The sequence below is a fragment of the Pokkaliibacter sp. CJK22405 genome, from assembly GCF_046614695.1.
Taxonomy (GTDB): domain Bacteria; phylum Pseudomonadota; class Gammaproteobacteria; order Pseudomonadales; family Balneatricaceae; genus Pokkaliibacter.
In genome coordinates this window covers 169,358-186,409 of record NZ_JBKKHQ010000001.1, presented here as the reverse complement: position 1 = coordinate 186,409, position 17,052 = coordinate 169,358, and the positions used below count along the sequence as shown (strand labels likewise).

The window sequence follows — 17,052 nt, the reverse complement described above, 5'->3', positions numbered from 1 at the left end:
TAATAACGGAATGCTGTTCATGAAGACAAGTACGCTTCGCGCCGATGGCCTGCTGCTGATCACTGCGATCATCTGGGGCACTGCCTTTGTGGCCCAACGGGTAGGGATGGATCATCTTGGCCCCTTTGGCTTTAACTTCGCTCGCTTTCTCTTAGGCACACTTTCACTACTGCCTTTGTATTTTTTCCTGAAGATGCGACGTAAGCGAAAAGGTATTCAGGACGCGCAGCCGGCCAGTCGATCGTTGCTGATTTGGGGTGGGATCGCCACAGGACTGATCCTGTTTATGGGGTCGTCATTCCAGCAAATTGGTTTGCTTTATACGACGGCAGGTAAAGCGGGCTTCATTACCGGACTCTATCTGATTTTTGTCCCGATTCTCGGCTTGGCGTTTCGCCACAAAACCGGTGTCCACACCTGGGTTGGGGCGGTGCTGGCTCTGGCCGGACTCTATTTCCTGAGTATTAATGAGCACCTGGTGTTGGCACGTGGCGATGCACTGGAGTTGATCGGCTCACTCTTCTGGGCAGGCCATGTGCTGATCATCGCCTGGTTAAGCAAGCATGTGGATGCGATTGCGCTCAGTATCATACAGCTTATTACTTGTACCACCCTGAGCCTGATTGTCGCTCTGGGCTTTGAAACCCTGACGTGGCAAGCCATCGCGGATACCTGGTTCCCGATTGTTTATGCCGGTTTCTTCAGCGTGGGTATTGCTTACACACTGCAGATCATTGGTCAGAAAGAAGCTCCTCCGGCGCATGCGGCCATTATCCTGAGTGGTGAGGCTTTATTTGCGGTGGTTGGCGGCTGGCTTCTTATTGACGAAGGGCTGGGCTCTCGCGAACTTCTGGGTTGCGGCTTAATGATGGCTGGTATGCTCGTCTCCCAGTTCTCGCTGAAATGGCTCATGCGCCGCAAACGCATCAGCATGGCGGCTGTCTCCAGCTAAAGAGTTCAACTCATCACTTTTTAAAAGAGCGCTTAGGCGCTCTTTTTTCTTCTCGTACTGAAACGATCTCGTCTTCCATTGTGCAAATGCACAAAAGTGACTGGCAAATTTCACTGGGGAACACCACAGTAACTACATCACCTTTTTCAGACTGCTAAAGACAAGGAGGCAGCAATGGCACGTCCATGGGTTCTGGTTACTGGTGCAGGAAGTGGTATAGGGCAGGGTATAGCAGAGAAGCTGGCCAAAGAAGGTCACCCGGTGCTGGTGACGGATATATCAGCAGAAGCCGCCGATAAAGTTACCGCTCTGATCAATGAGTCCGGGGGCCAGGCGAAAAGCGGCGTACTGGATGTAGGTAGCGTTGAAGCCATTGAGGCTTACGTAAAATCACTGGATGTGCCCGTGGGTGTGCTTGTAAATAACGCGGGTCTACAGCACGTTGCACGGTTGGAAGAATTTCCTCCCGAACGGTGGGAGATGATGATTCAGATTATGCTGAATGGGGCTGCCATGCTGACGCGTGCTTTGCTCCCTGGAATGCGTGAACTGGGTTATGGCCGGGTGGTAAATATCGGTTCCATCCACGCGTTGGTGGCATCACCCTATAAGAGTGCCTATGTCGCGGCAAAACATGGCTTGCTGGGTTTCAGCAAGGTGATGGCGCTTGAAACGGCTGATACGGACATCACGGTGAACACGGTATGCCCGTCCTATGTTAAAACGCCTCTGGTCGAAAAACAGATTGCCAATCAGGCCAAGGAAAACGGCATCACACCGGAAGAGGTTGAGTCAGAAATCATGCTGAAGCCCATGCCTAAAGGCGTGTTTATCAGTATTGAGGAGCTGGCCGATATTACGCTGTTTTTGATGAGCCATTCGGCAAGAAATATCACTGGCCAGACCATTACCGTCGACGGTGGCTGGACCGTACGCTAGTCACCTCTTGTCTCTCCTTAAGAAAAGGGTCGCAAAATGCGGCCCTTTTGTCGTTAATTCACATCATTTAAGCGCCATTTCGATAATTTCCGCCAACGGGTTGACGCTGATCAAAGATCTCTTTAGTGTTTATTTTAAATGAACGTTCAATTAAAAAAGGATGACACGTGCCCAAGGTTGGAATGCCTGAAATTCGAAAGCCTCAGCTTATCGAGGCCACACTTGAGGTGATTGGTGAAGTTGGTTTGAACAAAACCACGGTTGCCATGATCAGTAAAAAAGCGGGCGTTTCTGCAGGAATCATCAACCATTACTTTGGCGGAAAACACGGTCTTCTGGATGCGTCGATGCGCACCATCCTCAAAGAATTGAATGATGGCGTTCGTGAGCGCCGGGACGCGGTATCGGCAGAAAAACCTTACGAGCGCATCCGTGCCATCGTCGGTGGGAACTTTGACTCTCGCCAGATTGACCCCCGGGTTATGAAGACCTGGCTGGCTTTCTGGGCTCAGGCCATGCATGACCCAGAGCTGGCACGACTGCAAAAGGTCAATGAGAAACGCCTTTTGTCACACTTACGCTATGAATTGCGAAAGCTGATGCCCGCGCAGCGTGTTGAGAACACCTCCTCAGCGATTGCGGCCCTGATTGATGGAATCTGGCTGCGCGGCGCACTCAGCGGCGGCATTGATCAGCGTAAGGCACTCGACATTATTGATGACTTTCTGAGTCGGCAGATGGCTGATCTGGAATCTCAATCCACCTCGCAACTGACAGGATGAAAAGATGACGACGAATACCCACACCTCCACAAAATATCCGCTGTCATCGGGTTATTTGTTCATTAACGGAGAACGTTGCGAGGCGTCCTCCGGTGAGACTTTCCTGAGCACCAACCCGGCGAACGGCGAAACCCTTGCCGTGATTCAGCAAGCCGATGCCTCCGATATGGAACGCGCGATGCAAGCGGCCAATAAAGGCTTTGCAGTCTGGTCTGCCATGTCAGGTATGGAACGCGGTCGTATTCTGCAAAAAGCGGTGAAACTGATTCGTGAACGCGCTGAGGAAATCGCTCGTCTTGAAGTGGAAGATACCGGCAAACCTTATCAGGAAGCTATCGCCGTTGACGTTCCCACCGGAGCAGATGCCATTGAGTACTACGCGGGTCTTGCTCCTACTGTGCAGGGCGAGCACCAGCAGTTGAATCCGGATTGCTTCTTCTATACTCGCCGTGAGCCACTGGGCGTGTGCGCAGGCATTGGCGCCTGGAATTATCCTTTCCAGATCGCTTGCTGGAAGTCAGCACCTGCGTTGGCTTGTGGCAATGCCATGATCTTCAAACCTTCTGAAGAAACACCGCTGACCGTTCTTCTGCTGGCTGAAATCTACCGTGAGGCCGGTGTGCCTGACGGGGTATTCCAGGTGATTCAGGGGGATTACCGCGCCGGACAGTTGCTCTCACGCCATCCTGACATCGCCAAAGTTTCCTTTACCGGCGAATCCGGTACCGGTCGAAAAGTCATGGCCGATGCCGCGGGCAGTCTCAAAGAAGTCACGATGGAGTTGGGTGGCAAGTCACCTTTGATCATTTTTGACGATGCCAACTTTGATAACGCCGTCACAGCGGCACTGCTGGCTAATTTCTATACGCAGGGTGAAGTCTGCACTAACGGCACGCGCGTGTTCGTTCACCGCTCAATGTACGACCGCTTTGTCGAGGCAGTGGTCAAGCGCGCACAAGCGATCACCCTGGGCGATCCTCAGGACCCTGAAACCCAGATGGGCTCGCTGGTTTCCCGCGGTCATCTGACCAAAGTGATGGAATACATCGAGAAAGGGAAAAACTCCGGCGCCACTCTCGCTACAGGTGGTTATCAGCTGACCGACGGCGAATTCGCCAAAGGCTGCTTTGTCGCGCCGACCATCTTTACTGACTGCACTGATGATATGCCTCAGGTCACTGATGAAATTTTCGGTCCTGTCATGTCAGTGCTGGTTTTTGATACTGAAGAAGAAGTGATTGAACGCGCTAACGCCACGCCTTATGGCCTGGCAGCAGGGCTCTTTACGCAAAACCTTTCTCGCGCACATCGCGTGATCGGCAAGATTCAGGCAGGGATTTGCTGGATCAACACCTATGGCGGCTCTCCCGCAGAAATGCCGGTTGGCGGTTACAAGGGCTCAGGTATTGGCCGAGAAAATGGCCAGATGACCATCAATCATTACACCCAGGTGAAGAGTGTGATGGTTGAGCTGGGCGACCTCGAAGGCCCGTACTAAGACCGCGAAAGCCAATCCATTTGACGATCACGAGAGGCGATTTATGACCCGGAACACCACATTTGATTACATCATTATCGGCGCAGGTTCTGCCGGTTGCGTGCTGGCAAACCGGCTCACAGAAGATGGCAAGGATCAGGTACTGATTCTTGAAGCAGGCCGCAAGGATGATTCCTGGACCATTCATATGCCAGCGGCGCTGACCTATAACCTCGAGTCCAAAAAATACAACTGGTACTACACCACTGAGCCGCAGGAACACATGAACCAGCGCAAAATGTACTGGCCTCGCGGCAAAGTATGGGGTGGTGGCTCTTCACTGAATGCGATGGTGTACATCCGCGGTCATGCTTTTGACTATGACCGCTGGGCGGACGAAGAGGGCGCAGAAGGCTGGAATTATGCCGACATTCTGCCGTATTTCCGTAAAGCTGAATCCCGTCGCGTGGGTGGCGATGCCTATCATGGCGCTGACGGCCCCCTGCACGTTCATACCGGTGACTTCCCGAATCCGCTGTTCAACGCTTTTATTGAAGCCGGCAAGGAAGCAGGTTACCCCTACACTGAAGATATGAATGGTTATCAGCAGGAAGGTTTTGGTGTCATGGATATGACGATCCGTGATGGCAAGCGCTGGAGCACAGCTCAGGCCTATCTGCGTCCGGCACTTGAGCGTCAGAATCTGTCTGCTGAGGTTGGCGCGCATGTCACCCGCATCCTGTTTGAAGGCACCCGTGCCGTGGGCGTTGAATACAGTCAGGACGGGGAAACCAAAAAAGTCATGGCCAACAAGGAAGTCATTCTTAGTGGTGGCGCGATCAACTCACCACAAACCCTGATGCTTTCCGGTGTTGGCCCTGCCAGTGAACTGCGCGATCTTGGTATTGATGTCAAAGTCGATCTGCCGGGTGTTGGCCAGAATTTACAGGACCACCTTGAAATCTACATTCAGCAAGCCTGTAAAGAGCCGATTACGCTGTTCCACTCCACCAAGATTCATAAACAGGTGTTGTGGGGCGCCGAGTGGTTCCTGACCCGTAAGGGTTGGTGTTCAACCACGCACCTTGAAGCAGGCGGCTTTATTCGCACAGAGCCCGGCGTTAAGCATCCGGATATCCAGTACCACTTTCTGCCCGGTCTGGTGAATGACCATGGCCGTGATCAGGGCAACTGCCATGCCTATCAGGCTCACGTGGGGCCAATGCGTCCAACCAGCCGTGGCTACCTGAAACTTAAGTCGGCAGATCCTTTTGAATATCCGATCATTCAACCGAACTATCTGCAAACCGAGCGTGACCGGATCGAAATGCGTAATGCGATCAAACTGACTCGCGAGATCTTTGCGCAGCCAGCGTTTGAGCAATATCGCGGGCATGAAATCATGCCGGGCGAGTCAGTGAAGACCGATGCCGAGATTGATGACTTTGCCCGCCGTCGTGGTGATAGTGCCTACCATCCTTCCTGCACCTGCAAAATGGGCAGTGCCTCTGACCCTATGGCTGTGGTTGATGCGCAAGGCCGTGTTCATGGCGCCGAAGGCTTGCGTGTGGTGGACGCGTCCATCATGCCTAGCATCGTCAGCGGTAACCTGAATGCTCCGACCATCATGATGGCAGAGAAACTGTCCGATGCGATTCGTGGACGCGCGCCACTTCCACGTTCTGATGCACCGGTCTGGGTTCACCCACAGTGGGAAACCCAGCAGCGATAACCAGCGAGCCGCCTGGCTGGCTGAGACTCTTACTCAAGGGTCAGAATCAGGTGAGGGCGCTTGCCCTCGCCAGTAACCACCCACCCGGGTGATATAACCTAGAATGATGTTCAGGGCAGGCAAAGCCGCCCAACAAGAACACTGAGTCACTTCATACTTGGGCCAGAGAAGTCGACAGGCGCTGTCGTCGACTTGATGGTCCGAGGTAATCCAAAGACGCTGAAGGGCACTAAAGTAGCCACTTCAGTTGCAACCCAAGTAGAAGGACATTGATATGGCAAATTCGATGACAAAACTGGCCCTGGCCATCACGCTGACCGCAACGGCGAGCAGTGCCATGGCGGCTGCAAGTTGCAGTAAGGTCCGGTTTTCAGATGTTGGCTGGACGGATATTACTGCCACTACCGCGGTAACCAGCGAAGTGCTCAATGGAATGGGCTATGAAACCTCCACAGACATGTTGTCTGTACCGGTCACTTTTTCCTCCATGGCCAACGGCGATATTGATGTTTTCCTGGGTAACTGGATGCCCAGCATGGAAGCTGATATCAAAAAGTACCTTGATAACGGTACGGTCGAATCCCTCAAAGCCAATCTCGAAGGCGCCAAATACACGCTTGCTGTCCCCAAATACGTTTACGATGCCGGCGTTCACAGCTTTGCAGATATCGCCAAGCACGCCGATGAATTCAACGGCAAAATCTACGGCATTGAACCGGGTAATGATGGCAATCGACTGATCCAGTCCATGATTGATAAAGACGCTTTCGATCTGGACAAGTTTGAGCTGGTCGAGTCCAGTGAAGCGGGCATGATGTCTCAGGTAAAACGTGCCATTCAGCGCAAGCAGTGGATTGTTTTCCTGGGCTGGGCTCCACACCCCATGAACGCCAACTTTGATATGGAATACCTGTCTGGCGGCGATGACTACTTCGGGCCTAATTACGGCGGCGCAACGGTCTACACCACTGTTCGTAAAGGCTATACCACCGAATGTCCTAACCTTGGGACCTTCTTCAATAATCTGAGTTTCACTCTGCCTATGGAGAACGAAGTCATGGGTCTGATTCTGGATGATGGAATGCAGCCTCAGGACGCCGCAAAAACCTGGCTGAAGAAAAACCCTGATGCCATGAATGCGTGGCTGGAAGGTGTCGAAACTCAAACTGGCAAGCCTGCCGCTCCGGCTGTTAAAGCCTACCTGGGCCTATAAGCCTGGAGGTCCTGAATGAACTGGCTAACAGAGCATAAGATCCCGCTTGGCAGTTGGATCGAGCATTTCGTTGACTGGCTGATCGTACATGGCGCCAGCTTTTTTGACGCAATTTCATGGGTACTTTCCTCCGTGATTGGCGGAGTCGTTGACGCGCTCAACTGGATGCCACCGCTGGTCGTGGTTGCTCTGGTCGGAGTTCTCGCCTGGTTCTTGCAGCGACGCTGGAGTCTGACACTATTTTCGGTCGGCGCCTTATTGCTGATTCTGAATCTGGGCTACTGGAGTGAAATGCTGGATACCCTGGTGCTGGTACTGATGGCGACATTGTTGTCCGTCATTATAGGTATTCCTATCGGTATCGCTGCGGCTCATCGCCCTTGGCTGTATCAGGTATTGCGTCCGATCCTGGATTTGATGCAAACCATCCCGACCTTTGTGTACCTCATCCCAACGCTGATTCTCTTCGGTCTGGGTGTGGTGCCGGGACTGATTTCCACCATCATCTTTGCGCTGCCAGCACCTATTCGCCTGACCTATCTGGGTATCAGCAAGGTGCCAGGGGAGTTGCTTGAGGCAGGTAAGGCATTTGGTGCCACACCGATGAAGCTTCTACTTCGTGTAGAGCTGCCAGCCGCTATGCCAAGCATCACCGCTGGGGTGACCCAGTGCATTATGCTTTCACTCTCGATGGTGGTGGTGGCGGCACTGGTCGGTGCTAACGGCCTAGGTAAACCGGTGGTTCGAGCGCTGAATACAGTTAACGTATCACAGGGCTTTGAGGCCGGACTGGCCATCGTACTTCTGGCCATTGTGCTTGATCGCCTGTGCCGCCGCCCCGGCATGACGGAGGACTGATTATGCCGATGATCGATATTAAAAATCTGGACGTCATTTTCGGTCGCAAGATCGCCTCTACTCTTGAGCTTATGGATCAGGGTAAGTCCCGTGATGAGATCCGTAAGCTCACCGGCGATGTTGTAGGCGTCAAAGATGCCAACATCAGCATCGAGCGTGGAGAGATCTGCGTATTGATGGGGCTATCAGGCTCGGGGAAATCCAGCCTGCTTCGCACTATCAACGGCCTGAACGATATCGCCCGCGGTGAATTGTGGGTCGAGGATGATGGCCGTCAGGTTGATGTTGCACAGTGTGATGCCAGGACGATGCGACACTTGCGTACCAAGCGCGTATCCATGGTTTTCCAGAAATTCGCACTGATGCCCTGGTTGACGGTCGCTGAGAACGTAGCGTTTGGTCTTGAGATGCAGGGTCTGTCACGTAAAGAATGGAAGAAACAGGTGGATGAAAAGCTCGAACTGGTCGGCCTTTATGACTGGCGCAAGCTTAAGCCTGATGAGCTTTCCGGTGGTATGCAGCAGCGCGTAGGCCTTGCGCGCGCCTTTACCATGGATACTGACATTCTGCTGATGGACGAGCCTTTCTCGGCACTTGACCCATTAATTCGTTCCCAGTTACAGGATGAGCTACTGGAGCTGCAGCAGCGCCTCAACAAAACCATTGTTTTCGTCAGTCATGATCTGGATGAGGCACTCAAACTCGGCACTCATATCGCGATTATGGAGTCAGCCAAAATCGTGCAGATGGGAACGCCTGAGAACATCGTACTGCATCCAAGTAACGACTATGTCCGCAACTTCGTCTCACATACCAACCCGCTCAAGGTGTTGACGGGTAAGAGTTTGATGAAGGGGAAAGACAGTCTGCTCAGCGGGAAAGTAAATGGTACGGTTCCTGTGGATCTTCACACATCGCTGATTCGTGATGACGCAGGCAGCTTTACCGGTTTACAACAGGATGGCCAGTTCATCCGGTTTACCGATTGGCACGGGATGGATGATATGCCCAATATCATCGAAGGCATGGCCGTTATTGCACATCAGGATATCGGCATGCGTGATGCGATGGAGATTCATTACCGCAGTGGCCTGCCTGTCAGCCTCAAAGATGACAGCGGCGAATTCGTGGGGATCCTCACTGAGAAGGACTACTATCAGGCGCTGATTTAATCCGCATCCTGCCGAGTCTCAAAACAAAAAGGCCGCTAAATTCAGCGGCCTTTTTTTATAACTTGACGTGCTCATTTCAAGAGTGATTTAACGTCATTGCCAGAGCAGGGTGGTTAGCAATATAGCGCTCAACGGTATCAACGATGGTTTGAGTAGAGGGGTCAATCTCAAGATTGATACGATCATTCACCTTGGCTTCACCAAAGGTGGTTACTGCCAGCGTTTCCGGGATCAGATACACACTGAACCCCACAGGGGTCACTTCGGCAATCGTAAGGCTACACCCGTTAAGACCGATATAGCCTTTATCCATAATGTATTTACGGAACTCGGCGGGGACTTCGAAAGTGATTTTACAGTTATCAGCGGTATCAACTCGGGCGGTGATAACTGCGCAACCATGAATATGGCCGGAGGTCTGGTGGCCACCGATTTCGGCATTGAAGCGAGCAGCACGCTCAAAATTACAGAGAGAGCCTTCATTAAGTTCGCCCAGATTAGTGAGGCGAAGGGTGGAGGCGATCATGTCGAAGTTTGCCGAATTCCCTGAGATTTCCGTTGCCGTTAAACAGCAACCGTTAATGGCCACGCTGGCACCAATCTCCAGTCCTTCGGTACCGTTTTCAGGAAACTCCAGCGTCATGCTGGCAAACTCGTCTTTCTTAAGCAGACGGGTGACCTTTGCTTTACCCTGTACGATTCCGGTAAACATACGGTATTCCTGATCAGTTGCACTAAAGAGCCTGTAGTGTAAAAGAACTCACTGCATAGCGCATCTGATCGGGCTCAAACGATAAGTGTTACTCAATCCACCGGCGTATCAATGCCGATGTATCCCGGAATTTCGGTGATGCGCTTAATCCAGGCTCTAATACCGGGGAAGGGGGTCAAATCAAACCCACCCTGATCTGCCATGTGGGTGTAAGCATACAGAGCAGTATCAGCGATGCTGTAGTGCTTACCCACCAGGAACTCATGCTCGGCTAAACGACTTTCCATATGGGCTAATGCACGATAGCCACGCTCATGTAGTCCCGGGAGTTCTGCATGACGCGGATGTTCCTCAGGAAGGAAGTTTAATATCCAGCGGGCCGCCGAAAGAGCAGGTAAATGCAGTGTCTGCTCAAAGAACATCCACTCCATTGCCTTGGCATGAGGATAGGCCGGGTCAGGCCAGTAATGTGTACCGCGCGCCAGAAACGTAAGAATGGCATTAGATTCATAGAGAAACTCGCCTGGAGCAATTTCCAGTACGGGCACTTTGCCGAGGGGATTAATCTTTAAAAACTCCTGGGACCGCGTTTCACCGCCAAGAATATCGACTTCATGCCACTCATAAGGAATACCTTCCTGCTCCATCATCAGGCGCACTTTATAGGCATTGCCTGAGCGGCACATTCCGTACAATTTCATCATCCTGATTCTCCTTGTTCTTTTTTCATCAGACGCATACAGACTGAGTGTATACCGACTTGGCAAGGCCGCCAGTCCTCCTTATCCTTAGCGCCCCTTGTGTTTATTCCTTTGGCCTGTATCCATGACCCAGCAAATTGTCGCCAACCGAACTGGCATGCTTTTTCTTGCCCCAATGGAAGGATTGGTCGATGCCCTGATGCGCGATCTGATCACCAGTGTTGGTGGGGTGGATGTCTGTGTAACGGAATTTTTGCGTATATCGGATCAACGCTTGCCGGATAAGGTGTTTAAAAGGCTATGTCCCGAAGCAGAATCCGGCTGGAAAACACCGGCAGGAACACCGGTTGTCCTCCAGCTCTTGGGTAGCAACCCGGAGTTGATGGCAGAGAGCGCAGTGCAGGGGGTTCAGCTGGGTGCTCCCGCGATCGACATCAACTTTGGCTGCCCGGCAAAAACCGTTAATAAAAACCGGGGTGGTTCCGTGCTTTTGCAGGAACCAGAGATCGTTTATGCCATTGTGAAAGCTATGCGAGATGCGGTGCCTTCTGATATTCCGGTCACCGCGAAAATGCGACTGGGCTATCAGGATGCGTCATTAGCACTGGAGAATGCCCAAGCTGTTGAGGCTGGTGGCGCAGCCCAACTTGTGATTCACGCAAGGACTAAAGTGGAAGGTTACAAGCCACCTGCTCACTGGCATGCATTAGCGCCGCTGCGAGAAAAACTCTCGATACCCGTCGTCGCAAATGGCGAAATCTGGACGCTTGAAGACTACATTCGTTGCCGTGAGATTTCTGGCTGTGAAGACATCATGCTTGGACGTGGCTTGGTCTCCAAACCGTGGCTTTGTGAAGAGATTAAAGCCTGGCAGCGTCAGGAAGTCTGGCAGGACAACGCCCCGGCCATCATGGCAAAGCTACTCGATAAGTTCATTAAGGAAGTGCAGGCAGCGAATATCCCGCGCTACGCCATGGGTCGTGCCAAGCAATGGCTAAAAATGATTCGGGAGGCGCATCCGTTACTGAACGAAAATGTCGAGAGCTGGATGCGGATCAAAGATCCTGAGGCATTATTTAGCGCCATTCATCGCACTACGGACGGATGGCGCTGAGAAGGTGTTGCGAGACATCCCTCAGAAGAAATCCATGCACTCGTTCAGAGTGCATTAAACTGCAGCATGGCATCACTTTTTGCCCTCATAACACGAGCCCGGGTTTCGGTCAGCATCTGCAACAGAAGATCGCTGTGCCATTCATAGCTCTGTCCTTCGTCCTGAGCAATAATCGCTGCTTCCAGATCCTGCAGGCCATATTCCAGTGTCTGATGTCGAGCATGCTGGCGAATGTCGTTTAACGTTGCGATACCTTCGCCTGGCCACACACACTGCCCCCACTCAATGATTTTCAGGCGCGCCAAACGTGGCTCATTGGCATGGCAAAGTAATGCGAGTTCTTCGTAGACCTCACTTTCTTTAGCCAACTGGCGACGCTCAACCTTTTGCTGCTGCATTTGCTCAAGATAGCCTTCAAGGCGGTTAACCTTGCGCCCGAGCCACCAGGAACGGCAGGCCAGTAACAGCGCAGCGATAATGCCAAGAGCACTGATCAGAGGCCACAGCCACGGGTATTTCGATGGCTGGTTCTCTTCAAGCGGTGTCGACACCACAGACCCGGTCACTCCCGTCAGGCCCGGAGGAGCCTCAACCTCCGGGTCAGTAGCAGTATTGTTACCTTGCGGAGCATTATCATTTCCAGATGCCTGATTACCGGTTGTGGCTGATGCGTCCAGGGAGACAGTCAAGGTTTGATCGGGCAGGGCGGCAGTATCCGGCGCTCCCGTGCTTCGATTCCACCAGCCCAGATTCCACTCAGGCAGGCTGAAGCGACCTTCTTTATTGAAGGTGAATTGTTGAACCACCGTTACCGAACCAGTGACACTGTCTTCAGTAATGTCATTGGAGGGTTTGATAATCGACTGACGAATATCGAGACCCTCTATTTCCGGTACAGGCGGTAAGGCAATGCGTGAAGCAGGCAAGCCCTGAGCAGTGATTTCAATGGTTCTGATGCGGACATCACCAGGCTTAAGGCCGGTAAGATCTTTATTCCAACTGCCATCCAAAGTCAGGTCAAAGGCCGGGTTAAAAGGCTCAGACGGCGCCTTGATAAGAGATAGCTTATGCGGCGAGGTCGTAAGGTCGATGGTTTGTGCATCACCTGTAGCAGGTTGGATATTACCCAGAAAGTTGAAACCATCGAGAGTGAAGTCGCCAGGCGAGTCCACAAAAAGCAGGTAGTTACGTGACACTTTTCGCAACTTACGACCGTCGAGGGTTTCATCCATCACCGCAGCCGGGTGCTTCAGTTCAAATAGCTCACCCTGTGACACAACAGGCGGTTGAATTCGGGCAGCGGGTAACAGTGAGCCCTGATGGGCCAGATGCACTATCACCTTTACAGGCATCCCCGGATAAAGAGGCTCCGGAGCAGAGAAGTCAACATCGAAGGTGGCTAATGGCGTAGCGGGAGTGACTGGTTTTGCTTTGGCTTGCGCATCCGATGAATCTGCTTGGGCTGAATCATCTGAGGTTACGGGATCTGTCGTGGGCTGGGAGGCATCATCTTCATAGCTACCACCCTCCTGATGCACGCCATCATTGCCATTCCCGAAACTTACTTCAGGGTTAGCCGCTACTTCAAGCTGAAGCGGGTCAGTTGACTCATTACCCACTCGCAACGGCGGAATACTTAACATTCCTGACTGACGAGGCTTAAGCTCAATCTGCCAGCGAGTGCTCTTTTGCATCGAGTTATCGACGTAGCGAAAGACACTATTTGCCCGACTGCTAAGCACTTCAAAGTCGCGATTAAGAGGAGCCAGTTGGGGAGGTTGGTCAACGACGGCGCCACTGACCGTCAATGTCAGGGTTAAAGGATCATTAAGATGTATCTGGTTGCTGTTAAGCCTCGCAGTCACTTCTGCATTTGCCAATCCACTGAGCAACATGATTGATGCACTAAGTACGGAGACTTTAAAGGCCATCAGGCTTTTCCTGTTCCAGATGAATCATTTAAAGGCATATTACTGAATATAAAGAGCCGATGCGACTCTGCGAAAACAACGCGTTACGTATTATTAATATTCAATACGTACCATAAATTAATTCTCGCATGGCATGTTACGCAAAGCGGGGGAAATTTATGCACAAAACACTATAATGGGCGCGTTCCCGAAGGAGAGCTCCATGGCATACGGCATTATTAAACCTTTACTCTTTTCCCTTTCTGCGGAAACTGCGCATGAACTCACTCTTGACTGGCTGGCTGCCGCATCAAGGCTAGGCCTTACCAAGCTGATCAAAAAGCCTGGTATTAACAAGCCAGTGAATGTGATGGGGCTTGAGTTTCCCAATGCCGTAGGCCTTGCCGCAGGCCTTGATAAGAACGGCGCCTGCATAGATGGCCTGGCAGCCTTGGGTTTCGGTTTTGTGGAGATAGGTACGATTACCCCCAAACCTCAACCAGGCAACCCAAAACCTCGTCTCTTTCGTCTTCCTGAGCGCGAAGCCATTATCAACCGTATGGGCTTTAACAATAAGGGTATTGAAGCACTCCTGCAGAACGTAGAAGCCGCTGATTACCGTGGCATCCTGGGAATCAACATTGGTAAAAACGTCTTCACTGCAGTGGAGGACGCATTACAGGATTATCTGATTTGCCTTGAAAAAGCCTATGCGCAGGCAAGCTACATTACGGTCAATATTTCATCACCCAACACCCCAGGACTTCGAACGCTACAGTATGGCGAATCCCTGAAATCGCTGCTTAAACCACTGGATGACAAGCGCGATGAGCTTTCCCAGACCTTTGGCAAGCGCGTCCCCATCGCCGTTAAAATCGCGCCGGACATGACCGCAGATGAATTCAGAATGGTTGCGGATACGCTGGTGGAAAGCAAAATGGATGCAGTCATCGCCACCAACACAACTATTTCGCGTGATGCTGTACGCGGCTTAAAGCATGGTGAAGAGGCAGGCGGTTTGAGCGGGAGGCCGGTAAAGGAAGCATCAACCGCGGCCATTCAAACGCTTGCCGATCATCTGCAGGGCACGCTACCGATTATTGGCGTAGGCGGGATTCTTGATGCTCGTGATGCCGTAGAAAAAATTGATGCAGGCGCTTCTTTGATTCAGCTCTACTCAGGACTTATCTATCGCGGACCAGCCTTGGTAAGGGAGTGCGTGGAAGCTCTGGCTTAAACAGCTTTTTGACCAGCACTTACTCAGAAGAGTTTTTCTACTTTATGCGCTTACTATCCAAACAGAAAAGCTGAGACGGCGACAATAAAAAAGGAGGCATCAGCCTCCTTTTTTAATAGCAGAGATTAAAGCGCTTACAGAGCTTTGGCCTGTGCAGCCGCTGAGCCGGTGTAGCTCGCAGGCGTCATTGCAATCAATTCCTGCTTAACATCTTCAGGTAGTTCCAACCCTTCGATGAAGACCTTCAGCGTCTGTTGATCAATACCCTTGCCGCGAGTCAGCTCTTTCAGCTTCTCGTAAGGCTTGGGAATACCATAGCGACGCATAACAGTCTGAATTGCCTCGCCCAGGACTTCCCAGCTGTTATTGAGATCGTCATCAAGACGACCAGCATTCATCTCAAGCTTGGATATACCTTTAAGAGTCGCTTCATAAGCAATCAGACTATGCCCCATGCCGACACCCAAATTACGCAGAACAGTGGAGTCAGTTAAGTCACGCTGCCAGCGAGAAATAGGCAGTTTGGTCGCCAGATGCTGGAATACAGTATTAGCGATACCCAGATTGCCTTCAGAGTTTTCGAAATCGATCGGGTTAACTTTATGCGGCATGGTGGAAGAACCAACTTCGCCTGCAATAGTACGCTGCTTGAAATATCCCATAGAGATATAACCCCAGACATCACGATCAAAGTCGATCAGAATGGTGTTAAAGCGGGCAATCGCATCAAAGAGCTCTGCGATATAGTCGTGAGGCTCAATCTGCGTGGTGTAGGGGTTAAAAGTCACCCCCAGAGATTCGATGAATTCCTGTGCATTCGCCTGCCAGTCAATCTCAGGATAAGCCGCCATATGGGCATTGTAGTTACCTACTGCGCCATTGATCTTGCCTAGCATTTCAACGGCTTTGATCTGCTCAAGCTGACGTTGAAGGCGGTAAACCACGTTCGCCATCTCCTTACCAAGAGTAGTAGGGGAGGCGGTTTGACCATGAGTACGGCTCAGCATTGGCTGATCCGCATGAGCAGCGGCAAGAGCGCTAATATCAGCAATGATTTTACTCATTGCAGGAACCATGACTTCGTCACGACCAGCCTGCAGCATCAACGCATGAGACAGATTGTTAATGTCTTCTGAAGTACAGGCAAAATGAACAAATTCACTAATGGCATGCAGCTCAGAAACTTCTTCAAGCTTCTCTTTGATGAAGTATTCAACAGCTTTGACATCGTGATTCGTGGTGCGCTCAAAGGTCTTAACTCGCTCAGCATCTTCAATACTGAAGTTATCAACCATCGCATTAAGGAAGTCGTTAGCCGCAGCAGAGAGACTAGGCACTTCGCTGATCTGAGGATGAGAAGCAAGCTTCTGCAGCCAACGAATCTCTACGATGACGCGAAAACGGATCAGACCGTATTCGCTGAAAATTGAGCGAAAAGCAGCAGTTTTGCTGCCATAGCGGCCATCAATAGGGGATACAGCGGTAAGAGCGGATAATTCCATCAGTGCGACTCGCAGCTTCCTGAATGATCATAGAAAAAGGAAGGCGCATTATAACGGATGATCCGCTCGAGTGCTTATGCAATTTTTAGTTACGTCCTTCCTGTAAGGCGATACATGCCTCCAGAAGTTTGCGACGATAGAAAATCAACTGCCAGCGCCGACCACCCAACTGTCGCCACTGGCGAGCAGCACGGATACCGGCCAGCAGTAGAGCGCGAATGCGGTGCACATTAGTCGCATCACGCAAATGACCAGGATTGCCAGCAACCTGAATCCGAAAGGAGAAAGTGCTCAAGGTGTCCTGATACAGTCCGGCCAAAGCACTTAACACGGTTGGATGACAGTAACGATCCCGCTCTGCCTCGTCCTCTCCCTCGGCAAAGAAAGTCGCCTGACGCTCAATATCCGGAATTTTCTTTGCAATTTGTTCGAGCATGTCGGAGCGACCGTCAAGTTTTCGCTCAAGGTGCAGGAGACTAATAGAGTAGCGAACAATATCACGATGCTGGTCTTCATCCTTTTCCAGCATGGCCCGCAGCTCTCGCAAACCTGTTGCCAGATTAAACCGCAGCGCATTCTCGCCACCGTAAACCTGATCAGGGGTTTGCGGTGTCATAATAAAGAGACTTTGGATCGACGTTTCCAGACACGTCTGATTAAAGGTATTGCGTTTAGCAATATCATCCACCAGACGGGAAACCTGAAAGACAGCTGCCAACGCCATGACCTGAGAGGTGTAATTTGTTGCCAT

General features: G+C 51.6%; 15 protein-coding genes. 10 read left to right on the top strand and 5 right to left on the bottom strand.

From position 1 onward, the window contains the following. Window positions 1-19 precede the first annotated feature (19 nt). The 8 genes from ACKC9G_RS00895 to choV all read left to right on the top strand — a co-directional run bounded on the left by ACKC9G_RS00895 (window position 20) and on the right by choV (window position 9,125). Entirely contained in the window at window positions 20-952 is a 933-nt protein-coding gene (locus tag ACKC9G_RS00895) for a DMT family transporter (RefSeq protein WP_411403001.1), read from the top strand. A gap of 174 nt (window positions 953-1,126) precedes the next feature. Further along, complete coding sequence (locus tag ACKC9G_RS00890; protein WP_411402999.1) at window positions 1,127-1,891, top strand: 3-hydroxybutyrate dehydrogenase; 765 nt, start codon at window positions 1,127-1,129, stop codon at window positions 1,889-1,891. A gap of 167 nt (window positions 1,892-2,058) precedes the next feature. Continuing rightward, window positions 2,059-2,673 carry a transcriptional regulator BetI gene (gene betI / locus ACKC9G_RS00885; RefSeq protein WP_411402997.1) on the top strand — a complete coding sequence of 205 codons (615 nt, stop codon included), beginning with the start codon at window positions 2,059-2,061 and terminating at the stop codon, window positions 2,671-2,673. 4 nt (window positions 2,674-2,677) lie between these two features. Continuing rightward, on the top strand, window positions 2,678-4,171 hold the full coding sequence (gene betB / locus ACKC9G_RS00880; RefSeq protein ID WP_411402995.1) for a betaine-aldehyde dehydrogenase: 1,494 nt from the start codon (window positions 2,678-2,680) through the stop codon (window positions 4,169-4,171). A 43-nt stretch (window positions 4,172-4,214) separates the two neighbouring features. After that, window positions 4,215-5,882, top strand: coding sequence for a choline dehydrogenase (betA, locus tag ACKC9G_RS00875; protein ID WP_411402993.1), 1,668 nt, complete (start codon window positions 4,215-4,217; stop codon window positions 5,880-5,882). A 274-nt stretch (window positions 5,883-6,156) separates the two neighbouring features. Further along, on the top strand, window positions 6,157-7,095 hold the full coding sequence (locus tag ACKC9G_RS00870) for a choline ABC transporter substrate-binding protein (protein WP_411402991.1): 939 nt from the start codon (window positions 6,157-6,159) through the stop codon (window positions 7,093-7,095). Window positions 7,096-7,110: 15 nt separating this feature from the next. Next, window positions 7,111-7,953, top strand: a complete 843-nt coding sequence (gene choW / locus ACKC9G_RS00865; protein WP_411402989.1) for a choline ABC transporter permease subunit — start codon at window positions 7,111-7,113, stop codon at window positions 7,951-7,953. 2 nt (window positions 7,954-7,955) lie between these two features. Further along, window positions 7,956-9,125 carry a choline ABC transporter ATP-binding protein gene (gene choV, locus ACKC9G_RS00860; RefSeq protein WP_411402987.1) on the top strand — a complete coding sequence of 390 codons (1,170 nt, stop codon included), beginning with the start codon at window positions 7,956-7,958 and terminating at the stop codon, window positions 9,123-9,125. 76 nt (window positions 9,126-9,201) lie between these two features. On the opposite strand, the gene ACKC9G_RS00855 is transcribed toward choV, so the two are convergent. Further along, a complete protein-coding gene (locus ACKC9G_RS00855) occupies window positions 9,202-9,837 on the bottom strand; it encodes a riboflavin synthase subunit alpha (protein ID WP_411402985.1) in 636 nt (211 codons plus the stop codon). A 92-nt stretch (window positions 9,838-9,929) separates the two neighbouring features. Beyond that, complete coding sequence (locus tag ACKC9G_RS00850; RefSeq protein WP_411402983.1) at window positions 9,930-10,541, bottom strand: glutathione S-transferase family protein; 612 nt, start codon at window positions 10,539-10,541, stop codon at window positions 9,930-9,932. A 121-nt stretch (window positions 10,542-10,662) separates the two neighbouring features. Here ACKC9G_RS00850 and ACKC9G_RS00845 point away from each other — a divergent pair, with 121 nt between their 5' ends. Continuing rightward, window positions 10,663-11,652 carry a tRNA dihydrouridine synthase gene (locus ACKC9G_RS00845; RefSeq protein ID WP_411402981.1) on the top strand — a complete coding sequence of 330 codons (990 nt, stop codon included), beginning with the start codon at window positions 10,663-10,665 and terminating at the stop codon, window positions 11,650-11,652. Between the two features lie 44 nt (window positions 11,653-11,696). Here the strand turns inward: ACKC9G_RS00845 and ACKC9G_RS00840 are convergent, their stop codons facing one another. Beyond that, entirely contained in the window at window positions 11,697-13,583 is a 1,887-nt protein-coding gene (locus ACKC9G_RS00840) for a BatD family protein (RefSeq protein WP_411402979.1), read from the bottom strand. 202 nt (window positions 13,584-13,785) lie between these two features. On the opposite strand from ACKC9G_RS00840, the gene ACKC9G_RS00835 reads away from it, so the two are divergent. Continuing rightward, the gene (locus ACKC9G_RS00835; protein WP_411402977.1) at window positions 13,786-14,799 is read left to right on the top strand and encodes a quinone-dependent dihydroorotate dehydrogenase; all 1,014 of its coding nucleotides are present in this window, start codon (window positions 13,786-13,788) and stop codon (window positions 14,797-14,799) included. A gap of 134 nt (window positions 14,800-14,933) precedes the next feature. Here ACKC9G_RS00835 and purB read toward each other — a convergent pair whose 3' ends face one another. Both purB and hflD read right to left on the bottom strand, forming a co-directional pair. After that, complete coding sequence (gene purB / locus ACKC9G_RS00830) at window positions 14,934-16,301, bottom strand: adenylosuccinate lyase (protein ID WP_411402975.1); 1,368 nt, start codon at window positions 16,299-16,301, stop codon at window positions 14,934-14,936. Window positions 16,302-16,386: 85 nt separating this feature from the next. Beyond that, on the bottom strand, window positions 16,387-17,052 hold the full coding sequence (gene hflD / locus ACKC9G_RS00825) for a high frequency lysogenization protein HflD (protein WP_411402973.1): 666 nt from the start codon (window positions 17,050-17,052) through the stop codon (window positions 16,387-16,389).

Excerpts from the sequence above, each read along its gene's own strand:
- ACKC9G_RS00890 (WP_411402999.1), top strand. The coding sequence starts at position 1,127 with ATGGCACGTCCATGGGTTCTGGTTACTGGTGCAGGAAGTGGTATAGGG.
- choV (WP_411402987.1), top strand. The coding sequence starts at position 7,956 with ATGCCGATGATCGATATTAAAAATCTGGACGTCATTTTCGGTCGCAAG.
- ACKC9G_RS00855 (WP_411402985.1), bottom strand. The coding sequence starts at position 9,837 with ATGTTTACCGGAATCGTACAGGGTAAAGCAAAGGTCACCCGTCTGCTT.
- ACKC9G_RS00850 (WP_411402983.1), bottom strand. The coding sequence starts at position 10,541 with ATGATGAAATTGTACGGAATGTGCCGCTCAGGCAATGCCTATAAAGTG.
- ACKC9G_RS00895 (WP_411403001.1), top strand. The coding sequence starts at position 20 with ATGAAGACAAGTACGCTTCGCGCCGATGGCCTGCTGCTGATCACTGCG.
- purB (WP_411402975.1), bottom strand. The coding sequence starts at position 16,301 with ATGGAATTATCCGCTCTTACCGCTGTATCCCCTATTGATGGCCGCTAT.
- ACKC9G_RS00845 (WP_411402981.1), top strand. The coding sequence starts at position 10,663 with ATGACCCAGCAAATTGTCGCCAACCGAACTGGCATGCTTTTTCTTGCC.
- choW (WP_411402989.1), top strand. The coding sequence starts at position 7,111 with ATGAACTGGCTAACAGAGCATAAGATCCCGCTTGGCAGTTGGATCGAG.
- ACKC9G_RS00840 (WP_411402979.1), bottom strand. The coding sequence starts at position 13,583 with ATGGCCTTTAAAGTCTCCGTACTTAGTGCATCAATCATGTTGCTCAGT.
- ACKC9G_RS00835 (WP_411402977.1), top strand. The coding sequence starts at position 13,786 with ATGGCATACGGCATTATTAAACCTTTACTCTTTTCCCTTTCTGCGGAA.
- hflD (WP_411402973.1), bottom strand. The coding sequence starts at position 17,052 with ATGGCAACAAATTACACCTCTCAGGTCATGGCGTTGGCAGCTGTCTTT.
- ACKC9G_RS00870 (WP_411402991.1), top strand. The coding sequence starts at position 6,157 with ATGGCAAATTCGATGACAAAACTGGCCCTGGCCATCACGCTGACCGCA.
- betA (WP_411402993.1), top strand. The coding sequence starts at position 4,215 with ATGACCCGGAACACCACATTTGATTACATCATTATCGGCGCAGGTTCT.
- betB (WP_411402995.1), top strand. The coding sequence starts at position 2,678 with ATGACGACGAATACCCACACCTCCACAAAATATCCGCTGTCATCGGGT.